At 72.1% G+C, this 17455-nt stretch carries 16 protein-coding genes and 1 pseudogene; 9 read left to right on the top strand and 8 right to left on the bottom strand.

Annotated features, from left to right (window positions below; translation table 11 throughout):
* Nucleotides 1-127: 127 nt before the first annotated feature.
* The 3 genes from AB0912_RS18610 (at nucleotide 128) to AB0912_RS18600 (ending at nucleotide 2669) form a co-directional block, all read left to right on the top strand.
* The gene (locus AB0912_RS18610) at nucleotides 128-1480 is read left to right on the top strand and encodes a peptidase C39 family protein (RefSeq protein ID WP_366700931.1); all 1353 of its coding nucleotides are present in this window, start codon (nucleotides 128-130) and stop codon (nucleotides 1478-1480) included.
* Between the two features lie 233 nt (nucleotides 1481-1713).
* Nucleotides 1714-1860 carry an SCO1431 family membrane protein gene (locus tag AB0912_RS18605; RefSeq protein ID WP_366700929.1) on the top strand — a complete coding sequence of 49 codons (147 nt, stop codon included), beginning with the start codon at nucleotides 1714-1716 and terminating at the stop codon, nucleotides 1858-1860.
* Between the two features lie 149 nt (nucleotides 1861-2009).
* A complete protein-coding gene (locus AB0912_RS18600) occupies nucleotides 2010-2669 on the top strand; it encodes a TetR/AcrR family transcriptional regulator (protein WP_366700927.1) in 660 nt (219 codons plus the stop codon).
* Between the two features lie 149 nt (nucleotides 2670-2818).
* Here the strand turns inward: AB0912_RS18600 and AB0912_RS18595 are convergent, their stop codons facing one another.
* The 3 genes and pseudogenes from AB0912_RS18595 to AB0912_RS18585 all read right to left on the bottom strand — a co-directional run.
* On the bottom strand, nucleotides 2819-4144 hold the full coding sequence (locus AB0912_RS18595; protein WP_366700925.1) for a glycoside hydrolase family 18 protein: 1326 nt from the start codon (nucleotides 4142-4144) through the stop codon (nucleotides 2819-2821).
* Nucleotides 4145-4404: 260 nt separating this feature from the next.
* On the bottom strand, nucleotides 4405-5145 hold the full coding sequence (locus tag AB0912_RS18590; RefSeq protein WP_366700923.1) for a class I SAM-dependent methyltransferase: 741 nt from the start codon (nucleotides 5143-5145) through the stop codon (nucleotides 4405-4407).
* 753 nt (nucleotides 5146-5898) lie between these two features.
* Nucleotides 5899-6102: pseudogene (locus AB0912_RS18585) on the bottom strand (hypothetical protein); the annotation flags it as partial.
* Between the two features lie 343 nt (nucleotides 6103-6445).
* On the opposite strand from AB0912_RS18585, the gene AB0912_RS18580 reads away from it, so the two are divergent.
* A complete protein-coding gene (locus AB0912_RS18580) occupies nucleotides 6446-7555 on the top strand; it encodes a hypothetical protein (RefSeq protein WP_366700921.1) in 1110 nt (369 codons plus the stop codon).
* A 13-nt stretch (nucleotides 7556-7568) separates the two neighbouring features.
* Nucleotides 7569-8681: a phosphotransferase family protein gene (locus tag AB0912_RS18575; RefSeq protein WP_366700919.1), complete on the top strand. Its 1113-nt coding sequence runs from the start codon at nucleotides 7569-7571 to the stop codon at nucleotides 8679-8681.
* Nucleotides 8682-8700: 19 nt separating this feature from the next.
* On the opposite strand, the gene AB0912_RS18570 is transcribed toward AB0912_RS18575, so the two are convergent.
* A complete protein-coding gene (locus tag AB0912_RS18570; protein WP_366700917.1) occupies nucleotides 8701-9141 on the bottom strand; it encodes a hypothetical protein in 441 nt (146 codons plus the stop codon).
* A 265-nt stretch (nucleotides 9142-9406) separates the two neighbouring features.
* Between AB0912_RS18570 and AB0912_RS18565 the strand changes: the two genes are divergently transcribed.
* The 4 genes from AB0912_RS18565 (at nucleotide 9407) to fxsA (ending at nucleotide 13633) form a co-directional block, all read left to right on the top strand.
* Nucleotides 9407-9847, top strand: coding sequence for an Lrp/AsnC family transcriptional regulator (locus AB0912_RS18565; RefSeq protein ID WP_366700915.1), 441 nt, complete (start codon nucleotides 9407-9409; stop codon nucleotides 9845-9847).
* Between the two features lie 188 nt (nucleotides 9848-10035).
* Nucleotides 10036-11652, top strand: coding sequence for an amidohydrolase (locus AB0912_RS18560; protein ID WP_366700913.1), 1617 nt, complete (start codon nucleotides 10036-10038; stop codon nucleotides 11650-11652).
* A 539-nt stretch (nucleotides 11653-12191) separates the two neighbouring features.
* Entirely contained in the window at nucleotides 12192-12983 is a 792-nt protein-coding gene (locus AB0912_RS18555; protein WP_366700912.1) for a polyprenol monophosphomannose synthase, read from the top strand.
* Between the two features lie 71 nt (nucleotides 12984-13054).
* Nucleotides 13055-13633, top strand: coding sequence for an FxsA family membrane protein (fxsA, locus tag AB0912_RS18550; protein WP_366700910.1), 579 nt, complete (start codon nucleotides 13055-13057; stop codon nucleotides 13631-13633).
* Nucleotides 13634-13770: 137 nt separating this feature from the next.
* Here fxsA and AB0912_RS18545 read toward each other — a convergent pair whose 3' ends face one another.
* The 4 genes from AB0912_RS18545 to AB0912_RS18530 all read right to left on the bottom strand — a co-directional run bounded on the left by AB0912_RS18545 (nucleotide 13771) and on the right by AB0912_RS18530 (nucleotide 17179).
* A complete protein-coding gene (locus AB0912_RS18545; RefSeq protein ID WP_003977404.1) occupies nucleotides 13771-14145 on the bottom strand; it encodes an RNA polymerase-binding protein RbpA in 375 nt (124 codons plus the stop codon).
* Nucleotides 14146-14400: 255 nt separating this feature from the next.
* Nucleotides 14401-15750 (bottom strand): MFS transporter, encoded by a 1350-nt coding sequence (locus AB0912_RS18540; protein WP_366700908.1) that lies wholly within the window; start codon nucleotides 15748-15750, stop codon nucleotides 14401-14403.
* A 41-nt stretch (nucleotides 15751-15791) separates the two neighbouring features.
* Nucleotides 15792-16559, bottom strand: a complete 768-nt coding sequence (locus tag AB0912_RS18535) for a glycerophosphodiester phosphodiesterase (RefSeq protein WP_366700906.1) — start codon at nucleotides 16557-16559, stop codon at nucleotides 15792-15794.
* Nucleotides 16556-17179 carry a hypothetical protein gene (locus tag AB0912_RS18530; protein WP_366701028.1) on the bottom strand — a complete coding sequence of 208 codons (624 nt, stop codon included), beginning with the start codon at nucleotides 17177-17179 and terminating at the stop codon, nucleotides 16556-16558. Before AB0912_RS18530 ends, AB0912_RS18535 begins: the two co-directional genes overlap by 4 nt.
* Nucleotides 17180-17455 lie beyond the last annotated feature (276 nt).

Below are 17455 nucleotides of genomic sequence, written 5' to 3'. Positions count from 1 at the left end.
AGTGGTCCCGACCAATATTGGTGGGCGTGGCATGGCCGAAAGTGCTGGCAGAAGTCACCCTCCGGCGTCCATAGTTGGCGCACAGCCGAGCTTGGACCCGTTCCGGACACCTGGGGGTCAACCACCCATGAGCAGCGCCGAACAGCCGTCCCGCAGGACAGTCCTCGCCGCCGCGGTGGCCGCGGCGGCGGTCGGGGCCACCGGTCCTGCGGCCGCCGCCGCCCCGCACCGCCCGGCCAGGGCGCACGGCGGCCTCGTCGACAACCGCGCCTGGACCTCGTACGCCGACTGGCGCGGCGGCACCGCGCGGGGCACGCGCGCGGTGCCCGGCGCCCGCCCCGGGCTGGTGATCATCGCCCGGGCCGGCACCACGGACTACACCGACCCGCACACCGGCAAGACCGCCACCTGGGAGTACGCGACCTGGACCAGCCCGGTCCACCGGCTCTCCGTACCCGCGACGGAGGTCATCGCCTCCTGGAACGCGCACACCCCGGCCGGCACCTGGCTCCAGGTGGAGCTGTCCGGCACCTACTCCGACGGTACGGCCACCCCCTGGTACGTGATGGGCCGCTGGGCCTCCGGCGAGCAGGACATCCGCCGCACCTCCGTGGACGACCAGAGCGACGGACGCAGCAGCATCTGGACGGACACCTTCGCCATCGACGACGCCGCCTCCGGGCTGCGCCTCGTCTCGTACCGGCTGCGCCTGACCCTGTACCGCCGGCCGGGCACCCGGCTCACGCCGACCGTGTGGCGGCTCGGCGCGATGGGCTCCGACATCCCGGACCGCTTCACCGTCCCGGCCTCGACCCCCGGCCTCGCCCAGGAACTGCGGGTACCGCGCTACTCGCAGGAGATCCACGCCGGCCAGTACCCCGAGTACGACAACGGCGGCGAGGCCTGGTGCAGCCCCACCTCCTCGCAGATGATCATCGAGTACTGGGGCCGCAAGCCCACCGCGGAGCAGCTCGCCTGGGTCGACCCGGGCTACGCCGACCCGCAGGTGTGTCTCGCCGCCCGCTCCACCTTCGACTACCAGTACGACGGCTGCGGCAACTGGCCGTTCAACGCGGCCTACGCGGCGACGTACAAGGACCTCCAGGGCGTGGTGACCCGGCTCGGTTCGCTCACCGACCTGGAGACGCTGATCGCGGCGGGCATCCCGGCCATAACGTCGCAGTCGTTCCTCAAGACCGAGCTGACGGGCGCCGGGTACGGCACCTCGGGTCACCTCATGACCGTCATCGGCTTCACCGCCGAGGGCGATGTGATCGCCAACGACCCCGCGTCCCCGAGCGACGACGCCGTCCGCCGGGTCTACAAGCGCTCCGAGTGGGAGAACATCTGGCTCAGGACCAAGCGCTACAACGCCTCCGGCGGCGTCTCCTCCGGAACGGGCGGTGTCTGCTACCTGTACTTCCCCGCCCATCCCTCTCCGCGCCAGCTCAAGGCGCTCGCGGCGGTGGGCGTCCGCTGAACCGACGGGCGGTCCCCGCCGGGTGGGGGCCGCCCTCCGGCCCCACCCGGCGTGTGAGGTGACCCACACCCGGCAGGGGCGGTCGCCTCATTCCGGGCGTCCGGGGCCGGCCGGGACGCCGGCGTGAGCTAGCTCTCTACCGCCGGGGCCGGGTCCGGTGGCAAGGTGGTCGGGCCGGTGGGGAGCCGGCGGGGGTGGGCGATTCCACCGCACCACTACGTCAGCGAGATGCCATGACCGCCAGCTCCGTCGCCGCCGCTCGACTCCGTGCCCGCACCGGAGGCCCCCAGGAGGACGGCCCGAAGATCCTCGAGCACGTCCTCGGCTGGACCCTCGTGATCGTCATGGCGATGCTGGTGACCCAGCTCGGCCTGCTCTGAGCACCCCACCCCCGGCCGCACGCCGGCTGGGCCCCCGCCTTCTCGTCGTCTCCTGTCGTCGTCTCCCGTTGATCGCGCGCGACGTGACGGTCGCCACGGTTCTGCCATACTGCGGATGTTCCGTCGGCAGTCGGAGACCAGGGCCGGAATTGAATAATAGTCAACAGCGCGATGCCGAACGCCCCCGTGCGCGCGGCACCGACCGCTCACTGGCGCGTCGCGCCGAACTCATCGCCATCGGGCGGAAGTTGTTCGCCGACACGTCCTACGACGCGCTCTCCATGGACGACATCGCGCGTCAGGCGCATGTCGCCAAGGGGCTGATCTACTACTACTTCACGTCCAAGCGCGGCTACTACCTCGCCATCGTCGAGGACTCCGTCGCCGACCTCGTCTCCCGCGCGGCGGGCGGTCTTGACCTGCCCCCGGTGGAGCGGGTCCACCGCACCATCGACGCCTATCTCCGCTACGCCGAGCACCATCAGGCCGCCTATCGCACCATCATCGCCGGTGGCGTGGGGTTCGACGCCGAGGTGCAGGCGATCCGGGAGGGCGTGCGCGAGGTGATCGTGGAGACGATCGCCGAAGGGGCGTACGGCCGGGGCGCGATCGGGCCGGTGCCCCGCATGGCGCTGCTCGGCTGGCTGCACGGCGTCGAGGGCGCCACCCTCGACTGGATCGGCCACCCGACGCTGTCCCGCGACGTCATGCGGGAGTTGCTGGTCAAGATGCTCGGCGGCACCATGCGCGCGATCGAGGAGATCGATCCCGCGTACGTCGCGCCGCCGGATGCCCGCAGGGACGGCTGACGCCGGCAGGGACGGCTGCCACCCGCAGGGGGGACTGACGCCGGCAGGGACGGCTGACACCCGCAGGGGCGACTGACGCCCGCCGGGAGAGAGACGCGAAGGGGCGGGCGCCGTGACCGGCGTCCGCCCCAACTGCCTTACCGCCTCGGTCAGTTGATCGACTTGATCAGCTCACCGTTCGTGGTGTCGCCGCTCAGCTCCCAGAAGAAGGTGCCGCCGAGCCCCTGGGCGTTCTTGTAGCTCGTCTTGCTCGCGATGGTCGCCGGGGTGTCGTAACTCCACCAGTCGGAACCGCACTTCGCGTACGCCGTGCCCGCCACCGTGCCGGTCGCCGGGCACTTCGTCTTGAGCACCTTGTAGTCGTCGATGCCCTGCTCGTACGTTCCCGCCGCCGGGCCGGTCGCCGTGCCGCCCGGGGCCGCCTGCGTGACGCCGGTCCAGCCGCGTCCGTAGAAGCCGATGCCGAGGAGCAGCTTCGAGGCCGGGATGCCGAGGCCCTTGAGCTTCGCGATGGTCGCCGAGGTGTAGTAGTTCGCCTTCGGGATGCCGGTGTAGGAGTTTAGCGGCGAGTGGGGCGCCGTCGGTCCGGTGGTGTCCCAGGCGCCGAAAAAGTCGTACGTCATCGGGTTGTACCAGTCGACGTACTGGGCGGCCCCCGCGTAGTCGGTCGCGTCGATCTTGCCGCCGGTCGTGGCGTCGGCGGTGATCGCCGCGGTGACCAGGTTGCCGCTGCCGAACTTGGCGCGCAGCGCGGCCATCACGTTCTTGAACGCCGCCCGCCCGCTCGTGTCGCAGGACAGGCCACAGGAGTTGGGGTACTCCCAGTCGATGTCGATGCCGTCGAAGACGTCGGCCCACTTGGAGTTCTCGACGAGGTCGTAGCAGGACTGGGCGAACGCGGCCGGGTTCTTGGCGGCCTCGGTGAAGCCGCCCGACCAGGTCCAACCGCCGAAGGACCAGAGGACCTTGAGGTTCGGGTGCTTCTTCTTCAGCTCGCGGAGCTGGTTGAAGTTGCCGCGCAGCGGCTGGTCCCAGGTGTCGGCCGTGCCGTCGACGGACTGGTCGGCGGTGTAGGCCTTGTCGGTCGCCGCGTAGGAGTCGCCCATGGCGCACTTGCCGCCGGTGACGTTGCCGAAGGCGTAGTTGATGTGGGTCAGCTTGGCGGCCGAACCGGACGTCTCGATGTTCTTGACGTGGTAGTTCCGGTCGTAGACGCCCCACTCGGTGAAGTAGCCGACGACTTTGGAGCCCGCCGCGGCGGCGCTCGCGGACTGTGCGGCACTGGTGGTGCCGGTGGCGTTCTTCTGGCTCGCGGTCCCGCTCGTGTCGGCGGTCGCCGTGCCGGCACCGGCCAGCAGTCCGGCGCCGAGGACGGCGCAACACGCGGCCGAGACGAGCGCGCGGACCGATGTGTTCGTGGCGCGGGGTGAACGCCTGGCGGGGGAGAGGGCGCGGGGGAGGTGCGGTCGGAGCATCGGTTCTCCTCGTGGGGGAGGGGAGCGTGGGGGTGTTTCGTGCCGGGACCTGCCGGCGGCCGTGAGGGACCGCCGTATGCCGTTTGGCATGAACGCGGTGAGGCGTTGGGGGAACACTAGGAGGACTAGACCAGTGCGTCAATGGTTCGTACCAACTCCCCGGCGCCTGGGCGAGCGTTCCCCAACCCCCCACGCGCAGCTCCGGATCGCGGCACCGACCGGCGGCTTTGGATCGGCTTCGGACTGCTCCCGCTCGCTGGTCAGCCGGCGGGCTTCTCCCAGACCGAGACGTGCTGACGGCTCTCGCTGGTGAAGGGCGCCCGCGTCCATCCGTCCCACCGCTCGCGGAGCCGCAGCCCGGCGAGCTGCGCCATCAGGTCGAGTTCCGACGGCCAGACGTACCGGAAGGGGATCGACCGGTACTCGCCGCGGCCGTCCACCACCTCGATGTAATTCGAACTCGTCTCCTGCGTGGCCACGTCGTAGATGTCGAAGGCCCATCGTGTCGGGCTCACGTGCTGGGGCACGACGTTCTGCCCGGCCGGAAGCCCGCGCAGTTCGGGGACGATCACCTCGATGACGAAGCGGCCCCCGGGCTCCAGATGGGCCGCCGCGTTGCGGAAACAGGCCACCTGTTTTGCCTGGGTCGTGAGGTTCATGATCGTGTTGAAGAGCAGGTAGACGACGGAGAAGCCTCCGTCCACCCGGGTCGTCGCGAAGTCGCCGATCGTGACGCCGATCGCGTCTCCGCCGGGCTTGGCCCGCAGCCGGGCGGCCATGGCCCGCGACATGTCGATGCCGTGGACCGGGACTCCGCGTCGCGCCAAGGGCAACGCGATGCGGCCCGTCCCCACGCCCAGCTCAAGAGCCCGTCCCCCGTCGGCCAGGCCCGCCAGGAAATCGACTGTCGGCTCGATGACGTCCGGCGCGAACATCTCCCCGGACGACTCGTCGTAGGCCGCCGCAACCCGCTCGCCGAAGTAGCCGTCCTGATCATCCATGGCCGGACCGTACTGTGGGGAGCGGTTGGGGCGCGCGGGGATTTTCGCGAGGGGCTGGGGCCGAGCGCGGGGTCAGCGCGCGGCGCCCTGCGGGTCCCGGTGCGCGCCGAGTTCGCCGCGCTGGGAGCGTTGCGCGTTGAAGTCGCCCTGCGGGTCCCGGTGTGCGCCGAGTTCGCCGTGCGGGCTGTGCTGGGCGTTCAATTCGCCTTGCGGGCCCGGGCCCGCGCTGAAGTCGCTTTGGCGGTTGGGCGGGGTGGCGTTGAAGTCGCCGCGCCGGTCGGGAGGGGTGGTGCTGAAGTCGCCTCGCCGGGCGGGCGGAGTGGTCGCGAACTCGCCTCGCCGATCGGGCGGGGTGGGGGTGAACTCGCCGTGCCGGGCGGGGGCGGACGCGTCGAACTCGTTGCGCCGCTCGGGTGCCGGTGCGGCGTCGAACCCGCCGCGCCGGTCGGCAGGGGTGGTCGCGAACTCTCCTCGCCGGTCGGGCGGCGTTGCACCGAACTCGCCCCGCCGGTCGGCCTGAGGGGCCCCGAACTCGCCCCGCCGGTCGGACGGCGTCGCCCCGAACTCGCCTCGCTGGTTGGCCGGAGTCGCCCCGAACTCGCCCCGCCGGTCCGGTGCCACGCCGAACTCGTTGCGGGGGTCCCCGGCCGCGTTGAACCGCGTGTTCCCCCGAGGATCACGGACCGGGACGAACCGAGGCTCCCCGCGCGGGTCCTGGCTCGCGCCGAGCGTGCCGTACCCGTACATCGCCGACGGAGCCGCCAGGCGTACCCACTCCGGGTCCTGGCGCCCCGGCAGCGTGCGGCCGCGGTCGGCCCACGCGCGCATCAGGGCGCGGTAGATGGGCGGGTCCTGGACCGGCGGAGGCGGCGGGGAAGGTGCACGGTGAACCGATTCTGCCGGAACCGGGACGAGGATCCGGCGCCGACGCCCGGTCGCAGCGTAGGTGGGGTTCATACCGGGCCAACGCCGGGGTGGGGCGACAGGTCACCCGCTCACGGATTCGGGTGTGCGTTCGCGACGGACCCCGTGAGGGGGCTACGGGGCCGAGTGCGGGCGGACTACGGGTCACTGGCGCAGCCCGGAAACGCCCCGCGCCTCTCCGAGGCGCGGGGAACCGCGCGCCCCGGCCCCCACCGCGGCGCACCCGGCAGTGCGACCCCGACCAAGCAGGGACGCGGGCCCCACCTGACCCACACCGTCTGGTCGCGGCTCGGTATCTGACGTACCGTCAACTCTGCCGCCGGGGGCCGTACCCCTCCGGGTGACGTCAACTGCCGCGCGCCCAGGGAGACCTGCCGTGACCGACGACCGCCCCGTTCCCCTCGACGAGTACCCCGTGCACCAGGTCCCGCTGTCGATGAAGCACGTCGCCGGTGGTGACCGGAACGCCTACGACCGCTGCATCTTCCACGTCCTCGACCACCAGGGCCGGGCCCTGCTGATCCTCGGCCTCGGCGTCTACCCCAACGTCGGGGTGATCGACGCCTACGCCACCCTCAGACGCGGCGACACCCTGCACGCGGTCCGCGCCTCGGACGCGCTCGGCGACGACCGGACGAACCTCGCGGTCGGCCCGCTGCGGATCACCGTGGAGGAGCCGCTGCGCCGGTTCCGGCTGCGCTCGGACGACGGCTTTCTGGCGTACGACATCACCTGGACCGCCGGCTTCCCCGCACTCTGGGAGCCGCACCACCTCCAGCGCCGGGGCGGCCGGCTCACCTTGGAGGGGCGCCGTTTCGTCCAGGCCGGCGGGGTCGAGGGCGTCATCCGCGTCGACGGCGACGAGATACCGGTCGGCCCCGAATGGACCGGCACCCGGGACCGGAGCTGGGGCGTGCGCCCGATCCCGGGCGAGGAGGGCGGCCGGCTCGCCGCCGAGAACCCGGCCGAGGGGTTCCACTGGATCTGGTGCCCGGTGCGCTTCGAGGACCGCTTCCTGATGGTCGTCGTCCAGGAGGACGCCGACGGGTACCGCACCCTCAGCGACGCGACCCTGGTACGCGAAGGTCACCGCGACCTCCAACTCGGCTGGCCCCAGGCCGACATCACCTATCGCTCCGGCACCCGCGTCCCCGCCTCGGCCGTGCTCCACCTCACTGACCCCAAGGACCGCAAGCCGCTGGAGCTGGGCGTCGAGGTGCTCTGCTCGTCGCCGCTGGCGGTCGGCGCCGGGTATCCGCCCGCCGACGACTGGCAGCACGGCACCTGGCGCGGTCGCGGCTGGACCGACCGCCGCGTCTACGACCTCGCCGACCCTGCCGCGCACCCCCTCGCCGGCTACGGAGTGACCGACCACGCCGCCCGCTTCACCCTCGACGGGCAGGTGGGACACGGGATCTTCGAGCACGGCTCCTTCGGCCGCCACGACCCGAGCGGCTTCACCGGCTTCGACTCGGTCGCCCCCTGAGAGGAGTGGCGTCATGGCCACGGCACCCCGCCCGCGTACCACCACCCGCGACCCCGAGGAACTCGCCCGCAGGCTGACCGCCTGGCTCGACGCCCGGCTGCCCGGCGCGCGGGCGGTGGACGTGCGGGTCCCCGAGTCCAACGGCATGTCCAGCGAGACCCTGCTCTTCGACATCGACCACCCCGAACCACCGCTGCGCGCCTGCGCGTTGAGGCTCGCCGCGGACCCGGCCGCCTACAGCGTGTTCCCCGTCTACGACATGGCGCGCCAGTACCGCACGATGCGCCTGGTCGCCGAACGCACCGACCTGCCGGTACCCCGGGTGCGCTGGCTGGAGGAGGACCCCGGCCCGCTCGGCGCGCCCTTCTTCGTCATGGAGCGGATCGCCGGACGCGTCCCGCCGGACGTCATGCCCTACACGTACGAGGGCAACTGGCTGCACGCGGCGAGCGAAACCGAACGCGAACACCTCGAAGCCGCGTCCATCGCCCTGATCGCCCGACTGCACGACCAAGTACCCCTGAAAGAGGCGGATTTCCTCGGCCTGCCGGGTGACGGCAGCCCGCTGCGACGCCATGTGACGTCCCAACGCGCCTACTACGCCTGGGTGATCGAGAGACTCGCGCCGTCACCGCTCATCGAGACCGCCTTCGACCGGCTCGAAGCACTCTGGCCGCGTGACGAGGGCGAGGCGGTCCTCAACTGGGGCGACGCGCGCATCGGCAACGTCGTCTACGACGGCTTCGACCCCGCCGCCGTGCTGGACTGGGAGATGGCGGCGCCCGCCCCGCGCGAGGTGGACCTCGGCTGGACGATCTACCTGCACCGCTTCTTCCAGGACCTGACGGTGAGCTTCGGACAGCCGGGGCTGCCCGGCTTCCTGCGCCGCGACCGTGTCGAGGCCCGCTACGCCCGGCTCACCGGACACACCCCGCGCGACATGGACTTCTACACCCTGTACGCCGCGCTGCGGCACGCGATCGTCATGCTGCGCATCGCCTACCGCCAGGCGTACTTCGGCGAAGTGGCCGTCCCCCGGGACCCGGACACACTGATCCTGCACCACGACAGCCTGCGGGCCATGGTGCAGGGCAGCTACTGGGACGGGCCGGACATCGCCCGGTGAACGTGAAAGGGCCTGCCGCTCAAGCGGCCTGACGCGGCGTCACGGGCACCGCCCGCAGCGGACGCGAGCCCGGTCCGCCCACGTGGGAGAACGGCTGCGTACGCCAGTCGAGCCCCTGAGGGAGCGTCAACAGCAGGGCGGTGTGCTGCTCCTGGGGCTCCGCGGTCGCGTCGGCCGGCCGGGCCTCGGCGGCCGTACGCCCCGTGCCCGAGCAGGCCGTGAGCCCGAAAGGGTTCCACGGGGAGGCGCACAGCGCGTGCTCCGGCAGGACCTCCTCGTCCGCCAGCAGCGCGATCGGCTGCGCGCAGTCCGGGCAGATCACCCGGTACATCTCGAAAGTGTCGTACGCGTCGAACTCGTCGCCGTCCAGCGCGTCGGTTTCGACGCCCTCCGGCTCGGGCTCGAGTACGGGCTGCTGCCGCTTGGGCGCGGTACGACCAGGGCGCTTAAGACTCTGCATGGGATTCTCCCCCTCGGGTGGGCCGACAAGGCGCTGCGACCTCGACCACAGCAAGCACTTCCCGTCCCGTCTCTGCGGTAATCACGACAACATCACGGACTCGGTTGCATCCATGTGGCGTTCGTCACATGCCGCCCGCAGGTGCCTGGCCCGGCGGATTTGTCCGCCCGGTGGCGCACACGTGACTCTAAGCCACATCACAAACCGGCTATGACCTGCGCCGGTGAGTATCCCGGGGATCAAGGGCCCTGTAGGTTCTTGCGCCATGGAGGAGCTGGACCGACAGATCGTGCAGCTGCTCGTCGCAGACGGGCGGATGAGCTACACCGACCTGGGCAAGGCCACGGGCCTGTCCACGTCCGCCGTGCACCAGCGGGTGCGCCGGCTGGAGCAGCGTGGCGTCATCCGCGGCTATGCCGCGGTCGTCGACCCGGAGGCCGTCGGGCTGCCTCTGACCGCCTTCATCTCAGTGAAGCCGTTCGACCCGAGCGCCCCCGACGACATCGCCGAACGCCTCGCCGGCGTACCGGAGATCGAGGCCTGCCACAGCGTCGCCGGAGACGAGAACTACATCCTCAAGGTGCGCGTCTCCACTCCGCACGAACTGGAGGAACTGCTCGCGCGCCTGCGCGGCCTCGCCGGCGTGTCGACCCGCACGACGGTCGTCCTGTCGACCCCGTACGAGTCACGCCCCCCGCGCATCTGACCGCTCCCGCCGGCGACCCGGCCTCGGACGCTCCCCTCATCACGCGTACGGGCACGCGCGCACCGGCGCCCGCCCGTACGCGCGTGCCCGTACGCGTGCGCGGGCGCCCGCCGACCGAGGGGCGCGCGGTTCGTCGGGTGGGCCTACCCGGGCGACGGCCCGCCGCGCGGAGGCGCGAGACTGTTCCCATGAGTGAGAGCACCGCCCCGTCGGTCACCGTGCTGCTGCGCGGTGGAGAAGTCCACAGTCCCGCAGACCCCTTCGCCACCGCCATGGTCGTCGAACGCGGCCAAGTCGCCTGGGTCGGCTCCGAGGGCGCCGCCGACGCCTTCGCCGCCGGGGTGGACGAGGTCGTGGACCTGGAAGGCGCCCTGGTGACCCCGGCGTTCACCGACGCCCACGTGCACACCACCGCCACCGGCCTCGCGCTCACCGGCCTCGACCTGTCCGCCGCCCCCTCCCTGGACGCCGCGCTCGCCCTGGTCCGCGACTTCGCCGCCGCCCGCCCCGCCGACCGGGTACTGCTCGGCCACGGCTGGGACGCGGCCCGCTGGCCCGGCGGCCGGCCCCCGACCCGTACCGAACTCGACGCGGCAGCCGGCGGACGCCCGCTCTACCTCTCCCGTATCGACGTGCACTCCGCCGTCGCCACCACCGCGCTCCTCGACCTGGTCCCCGGCGTCACCGCGCGCAGCGGATACGCGCCGGACGGCCCGCTGACCGGCGACGCCCACCACGCGGTGCGCGCCGCCGCCCTCGGCGCGGTCGACGCCGCCCAGCGCACCGAGGCACAGCGGGCGGCCCTCGCCCACGCCGCCTCCCTCGGCATCGGCTCCGTGCACGAGTGCGGCGGCCCCGAAATCTCCTCCGAGGACGACTTCACCGGCCTGCTGCGGCTCGCCGCCGAGGAGCCCGGACCGCGCGTCGTCGGCTACTGGGCCGAGCGCGACATCGACAAGGCGCGGGCCCTCGGCGCGGCCGGCGCGGCCGGCGACCTCTTCGTCGACGGCTCCCTCGGCTCCCACACCGCCTGCCTGCACCAGCCCTACCTGGACGCGGACCACACCGGGGTCGCCCACCTCGACACGGACGCCGTCGCCGCCCACGTGGTGGCCTGCACCGAGGCGGGCCTCCAGGCGGGCTTCCACGCCATCGGGGACGCCGCGGTGGCCTCCGTGGTCGACGGCGTCCGCGCCGCCGCCGAGAAGGTCGGCCTGGCCCGCGTCCGCGCCGCCCGGCACCGCGTCGAACACGCCGAGATGCTCACCCCGGAGACCATCGCGGGCTTCGCCGAACTGGGCCTCACCGCCTCCGTGCAGCCCGCCTTCGACGCGCTCTGGGGCGGCGATGAGGGCATGTACGCCCAGCGCCTCGGCGCCGAACGCGCCCGCACCCTCAACCCCTACGCCGCCCTGCTGCGCACCGGCGTGCCGCTGGCCTTCGGCTCCGACAGCCCGGTCACCCCGCTCGGCCCCTGGGGCACCGTCCGCGCCGCCGCCTTCCACCGCACCCCCGAGCACCGCGTGTCGGTCCGCGCCGCCTTCACCGCCCACACCCGGGGCGGCTGGCGCGCGGTGGGCCGGGACGACGCCGGCGTGCTGGTGCCGGGCGCCCCCGCCGACTACGCCGTGTGGCGCACCGCCGAGCTGGTCGTGCAGGCTCCCGACGACCGGGTCGCGCGCTGGTCCACCGACCCGCGCTCGGGCACCCCGGGCCTGCCCGATCTGACCCCGGGCAACGGCCTTCCCGTCTGCCTGCGCACCGTGGTCGGCGGGCAGACCGTATTCGTACGGCCTAACGAGTGATGTCCCGGCGGTCCGCCGCCGCGATCTTCGCCCGCCACCCCGTCGCGCGACCTGCGCATCCTCCGCGCTGACCAGCGCATAGGCCCGGAAGCCGCAGCTCACGCGAGTGTTGACAGCGAGCCGCACGGGGCCGGTAGGTTCGGCCGGGTCCACCACCGGACGTCCGACCGGGGAACTTCCGCGCTGCTTCGCAGTGCCGCTGGGTCAGGGGTGGTGCGCCGCACCGGCGCATCCCCACTGGCAGCCAGGCCCAGCGACCGCGCAGCGAGGCGAGGGAACGTTCCGACAAGTCGGCAGGTGTGACCCGGGTGGGGCCCGGACGTTCAGTAGACAACGGCTTTCGGTCGACCCGCAGCCAGCGGGTCCCTGGTCGGCCCGAAGGGCGCCGGGCCCCGATCCGCAGGACGCGCCGCGCCCTCCGCGCGACCCGTCCCGTCCGGCTCACCCGTATTCGACACCCCCGGACGCACTCGGCGTCACAGCAGTGCAGGCCGGGCGCACTATGGTGGTCCCCTGCGTACGGATACGAAGGGGCAGCAGTGAACGACGGCGACGGGACCCTCGCGGCGGAAGCCCAGGGGAGGCGGTTCGGCCCGCTCGGCACGGCCTTGGTGATCATTCCGACCTACAACGAGGCGGAGAACATCAAGAAGATCGTCGGCCGGGTGCGAGCGGCCGTGCCCGAGGCGCACGTGCTGGTGGCGGACGACAACAGCCCCGACGGCACCGGCAAGCTGGCCGACGAACTGGCCGCCGCGGACGAGAGCGTCCAGGTGCTGCACCGCAAGGGCAAGGAAGGTCTAGGCGCCGCCTACCTCGCGGGCTTCCGCTGGGGCATCGAGCACGGCTACGGCGTGCTCATCGAGATGGACGCCGACGGCTCGCACCAGCCCGAGGAACTGCCCCGCCTGCTGACCGCCCTCAAGGGCGCCGACCTCGTGCTCGGCTCGCGCTGGGTGCCCGGCGGCCGGGTGGTCAACTGGCCCAAGTCCCGCGAGTTCATCTCCCGCGGCGGCAGCCTCTACTCCCGCGTCCTGCTCGACGTGCCGATCCGTGACGTGACGGGCGGCTTCCGCGCCTTCCGCCGGGAGACCCTCGAAGGCCTCGGCCTCGGCGAGGTGGCCTCCCAGGGCTACTGCTTCCAGGTCGATCTGGCCCGCCGCGCGGTGAAGGCCGGCTACCACGTCGTCGAGGTCCCGATCACCTTCGTGGAACGGGAGCTGGGCGACTCCAAGATGAGCCGCGACATCCTGGTGGAGGCGCTGTGGCGCGTCACCACGTGGGGTGTGGGGGAGCGGGTCGGGCGGATCACCGGCCGCAAGCAGCCCTGAGCCCCCGCCGCACAGCGGGAACTGATCATCCCCTTATCCCGTCCTGAGCCCGGCCCAGGCACACTGGGAGCATGACGACTGGCGCTCCGACCCCCGCCCACCCCGCACGACCGCGCCGCTCGCGGCTGCGTACGTTGCTGCCGCTCGGCGTCGCGGTGTGGCTGGTGCTGGAGATCTGGCTGCTGGTGACGGTCGCCCATGCCACCAGCGGTTTCATCGTGTTCCTGCTCCTGGTCGCCGGGATCGTGCTCGGAGCGGTGGTGATCAAGCGGGCCGGCCGCCGCGCCTTCAGGAACCTCACCCAGACGCTGCAACAGCAGCAGAGCGGTGTCGCGCCCACAGCCGAGGGCGGCGGGGGCGGCGGGGGCAACGGCCTGATGATGCTCGGCGGTCTGCTCCTGATGATCCCGGGGCTGATCTCCGACGCCCTCGGACTGCTCCTGCTGATCCCGCCGGTCCAGAAGAGCCTCAGCCGGTACGCGCAGCGCGCCCTGGACCGCCGGATGCGTGCCGCCGCTCCCGGCACCGTCGGCGGCGCCTTCCAGCAGGCTCGGATGCACCGCCCCGACGGCAAGGTCGTGCGGGGCGAGGTCATCCACCACGACGAGCCCCGCGAGCCCGGCGAGCAGTACCCGCCGCTGAACCGCTAGGCAGTAGCCGCTCCTGAACCGCCGACGGGCAGAAGAGGCCGGAGCGGCCCCAGAACGCACGAAACCGCGGACCCCGTACAAGAACGTACGGTGCCCGCGGCTTCGGCGTGCGTGGTATGCCGCTCGGCCCCGGAGGGTCAGGCGGACTTGCGGCTGTCCCGCGGATGCACCGCGATGTTCATTGCGCCGGAGCGCAGGACGGCCAGGCGCTCTTCGAGGACCTCTTCGAGTTCCTCTCGGGTGCGCCGTTCCATCAGCATGTCCCAATGGGTACGCGCGGGCTTGGCCTTCTTTTCCTCAGGGCCGTCGCCGTCCACCAGGAGTGCCTGGGCCCCGCAGACCTTGCACTCCCACTCCGGCGGAATCTCCGCCTCGACCGAGAAGGGCATCTCAAAGCGATGTCCCTTCTCGCATGCGTACTCCACGGCCTGGCGCGGGGCCAGGTCGATGCCGCGGTCCGTCTCGTAGCTGGTCACCACGAGGCGCGTGCCGCGAAGAGCTCGCTCACTCATGAATCGTGCCTCCCGGGCTTGTCGCCCACAGGACAGGTGTCGCTGTCGTCGTCATCCGGTCAACGTCCGGTCGGCGGTAAAGATTCCCGTTCCGGGTCATGCGTCGCCGTCGTAGCCGCCCCTTGTTGTACCCACCGTCGCCCGGTTTGTCACATCTGGCATCAGATGTCACCCAACGCTTCAGTATCATTGACGCGCAGTAACGGTACGCCAGGCAGGCCAAACGCGTACACTACCGCTCTTTGGGCCCGGACGCTAAATCCTCTCGGGTACGGGATTGCCCGCGTCGCGCACCGCCTGCCGCACCCGCACCCTCGCGAGCAGCACGAAACCGATGAGGAAGAAGGCCACGAGGGAGATGATCGCGTCCCGGTAGCTGCCGGTGAGCTGGTACGTCACGCCGAACAGCAGCGGGCCGAGCCAGCTCATCCCGCGGTCGCTCATCTCGTACACGGAGAAGTACTCGGCCTCCTTGCCCCGCGGCACCAAATGGGAGAACAGGGAGCGGGACAGGGCCTGGCTGCCGCCGAGGACGAGTCCGATCGCCGCCGCGAGGACGAAGAACCAGACGGGCGCGCCGGCGGGCAGGAAGTATCCGGCGCCGAGGGTGAACGTCCAGGCGACCAGGGAACCGAGGATGGTGCGTTTCGCGCCGTACGTGCGGGCCAGCCGGCCCATGCCGAGGGCACCTCCCACCGCGAGCACCTGGACCAGCAGCACGGCCACGATCAGGGTCGACTGGCTCAGGCCCAGCTCCTCGGAACCGTAGACCGACGCCTGCGAGATGACCGTCTGGATGCCGTCGTTGTAGATGAGGTACGCGAGCAGGAACGACAGGGTCAGCGGCTTGCCGCGCATGTCGCGGACCGTGGCGGCCAGTTGCCGCCAGCCGTGCGCGGAAGGCTGCCCGGCGGACGGCGCGCGGCGGTCCCGCAGCCGCTTCAGCGGGACGAGCGTGAAGGCGCCCCACCAGACGCCCGCCGAGGCCAGACAGATCCGGACGGCCATGGACTCGGAGACGCCGAAGCTGTCGTGGGCCGTGTACAGGATCAGGTTGGCGATCAGGACCAGGGAGCCCGCCGCGTAGCCGAAGGCCCAGCCTCGGGACGAGACGGCGTCGCGCTCCTCGGGCGGGGCGATCTGCGGCAGATAGGAGTTGTAGAGGACCATCGACACGGCCAGCGAGGCGTTGGCGACGATCAGCAGCAGGCCGCCCAGCAGATAGCGGTCGCCGTCCAGGAAGAACATGCCCGTCGTGGCGCCCGCGCCCAGATAGGCCGCGGCGGCGAGCAGGGGCTTCTTGCGGCCCCCGCGGTCGGCCGCCGCCCCGGCGAGCGGCATCACGAAGATCGACACGATGACGGACGCGGAGACCGCGTAGGCGAAGAAGGAACCGGCGCGGACCGGCACTCCCAGCGGGTGCACGAATCCGTCCGCGTCCGCCGCGTGCTTGGCGACGGCCGTCAGATAGGGGCCGAGGAACACGGTCAGCACGCTCGTCGAGTAGACGGAGCACGCCCAGTCGTAGAAGTACCAGCCGCGTTGTTCGCGTCGGCGCTCGGTGGCCTCGCCGGCCGCCCCCGCCCGCACGGTGTCCGTGCTCACCCGTGCCCTCGTTTCCCTGTGAACGGACCGCGCGAGGAGGCTCAGAACCAGGTGCCCCGGTCTTCCAGGACCTTGCGCAGTGTGTCGATGTGATCGGTCATGATGCCATCGACTCCCAGGTCCAGGAGCCGGTGCATCCGCTGCGGTTCGTTCACGGTCCACACGTGCACCTGGAGCCCGCGCGCGTGGGCGGCCCGTACGAAGCGGCGGTCGACGACCGGCACACCGGACTGCGCCTCGGGGACCTGGGCGGCGATCGCCGAGCGGCGCACCGCGGCCGGGACGCCCCACGAACGCAGACGCAGGTTCAGGACGCCGCGGGTGCCGAACGACGTCGCGAGCCGCGGTCCCGCCAGGTGCCGGGCCCGCACGACCCGGGCCTCGGAGAACGAGCCGACGCAGACCCGGTCCCAGGCGTCCGTCCGGCCGATCAGGTCCAGCAGGGGCCGCAGCGCCGGTTCGGCCTTGACGTCGACGTTCCAGCGCACCTCGGGGAAGGTCTCCAGCAGCTCTTCGAAGAGGGGCACCGGCTCGCTGCCCGCCACGCGCGCGTGCCGTACGTCCTCCCAGGGGAGGTCGGCGATCCGGCCGGCGCCGTCGGTGACCCGGTCCAGGGTCGCGTCGTGGAAGGCGACCAGCCGGCCGTCCGCCGTGGCGTGCACATCGGTCTCGATGTAGCGGTACCCGGCGTCCACCGCCCGCCGGAACTGGGTCAGGGTGTTCTCCAGGCCGTCCGCCGAACCGCCCCGGTGGGCGAAGGGGATCGGGCCGGGGTGGTCGAGGTAGGGGTGGCGTATGCGCGTGCTCACCCGGGCAGTATGGCGCCCTCCGGTTGACCGGTGGCAACGGTGGTGCTGCCGCCCGGTGCCGGACGGGCGGCGAACACCCGCAGGAAGAGCTGGGCGAGCGGCCCGATGGCGACGGCGTAGAGCACCGTCCCGACGCCCACCGTGCCGCCGAGCGCGAAGCCGGTGGCCACGACCGCCACTTCGAGGACCGTACGGACCAGACGCACGGAACGGCCGGTGCGCCGGTGCAGCCCCGTCATCAGCCCGTCCCGGGGTCCCGGCCCGAAGGATGCCGAGATGTAGAGCCCGGTCGCCATGCCGTTCAGCACCACGCCCGCCAGCAGCAGCGGAATCCGCAGGCCCAGGGAGTGGGCCTCCGGGACGAGGGCGAGGGTGCCGTCCATGGCGAGGCCCACCACGAAGACGTTGGACACCGTGCCGAGTCCGGGGCGCTGGCGAAGCGGGATCCACAGCAGCAGCACGGCGGCGCCGACGACGATCGACACCACGCCGATCGTCAGACCGGTCAGCTCGGCGAGACCCTGGTGCAGCACGTTCCACGGCTCCAGGCCGAGCCCGGCCTCCACGAGCAGCGCCGAACTCGCGCCGTACAGGGCCAGCCCGGCGTAGAGCTGGACCAGGCGGCGGGGGAGCCGGCGGGGGGCGGGGCGCGCCGGGGGTGCGGACGCCGTGTCCGGAGTGCTCGCGGACCCGGCGTCCGGAGTGCCGGCGGCCCCGGCGTCCGCAGCGGTGGCGGATTCGGCGTCCGGGTCGCTCGCGGATTCGGCGTCCGGAGCGGTTGCGGACTTGGAGCGGGTGTTCATGGGATGCCCCCCGGTGGTGACAGTGGCCTGACTCATGGCACTCTGTGGCGTGAGAAGTGGCCGCATCCAGGGCCAATTCGTGGAAGGTGGACT

The organism is Streptomyces sp. NPDC007084 (assembly GCF_040703595.1).
Classification (GTDB): Bacteria; Actinomycetota; Actinomycetes; order Streptomycetales; family Streptomycetaceae; genus Streptomyces.
Note: the sequence above shows the minus strand (reverse complement) of the source record. Positions and strands in the feature narration are given on the sequence as shown.

Coding starts and splice junctions, on each gene's coding strand:
- AB0912_RS18610 (WP_366700931.1), top strand. CDS start 128: ATGAGCAGCGCCGAACAGCCGTCCCGCAGGACAGTCCTCGCCGCCGCG.
- AB0912_RS18560 (WP_366700913.1), top strand. CDS start 10,036: ATGAGTGAGAGCACCGCCCCGTCGGTCACCGTGCTGCTGCGCGGTGGA.
- AB0912_RS18545 (WP_003977404.1), bottom strand. CDS start 14,145: ATGAGTGAGCGAGCTCTTCGCGGCACGCGCCTCGTGGTGACCAGCTAC.
- AB0912_RS18565 (WP_366700915.1), top strand. CDS start 9,407: ATGGAGGAGCTGGACCGACAGATCGTGCAGCTGCTCGTCGCAGACGGG.
- AB0912_RS18605 (WP_366700929.1), top strand. CDS start 1,714: ATGACCGCCAGCTCCGTCGCCGCCGCTCGACTCCGTGCCCGCACCGGA.
- AB0912_RS18570 (WP_366700917.1), bottom strand. CDS start 9,141: ATGCAGAGTCTTAAGCGCCCTGGTCGTACCGCGCCCAAGCGGCAGCAG.
- AB0912_RS18575 (WP_366700919.1), top strand. CDS start 7,569: ATGGCCACGGCACCCCGCCCGCGTACCACCACCCGCGACCCCGAGGAA.
- AB0912_RS18595 (WP_366700925.1), bottom strand. CDS start 4,144: ATGCTCCGACCGCACCTCCCCCGCGCCCTCTCCCCCGCCAGGCGTTCA.
- AB0912_RS18590 (WP_366700923.1), bottom strand. CDS start 5,145: ATGGATGATCAGGACGGCTACTTCGGCGAGCGGGTTGCGGCGGCCTAC.
- fxsA (WP_366700910.1), top strand. CDS start 13,055: ATGACGACTGGCGCTCCGACCCCCGCCCACCCCGCACGACCGCGCCGC.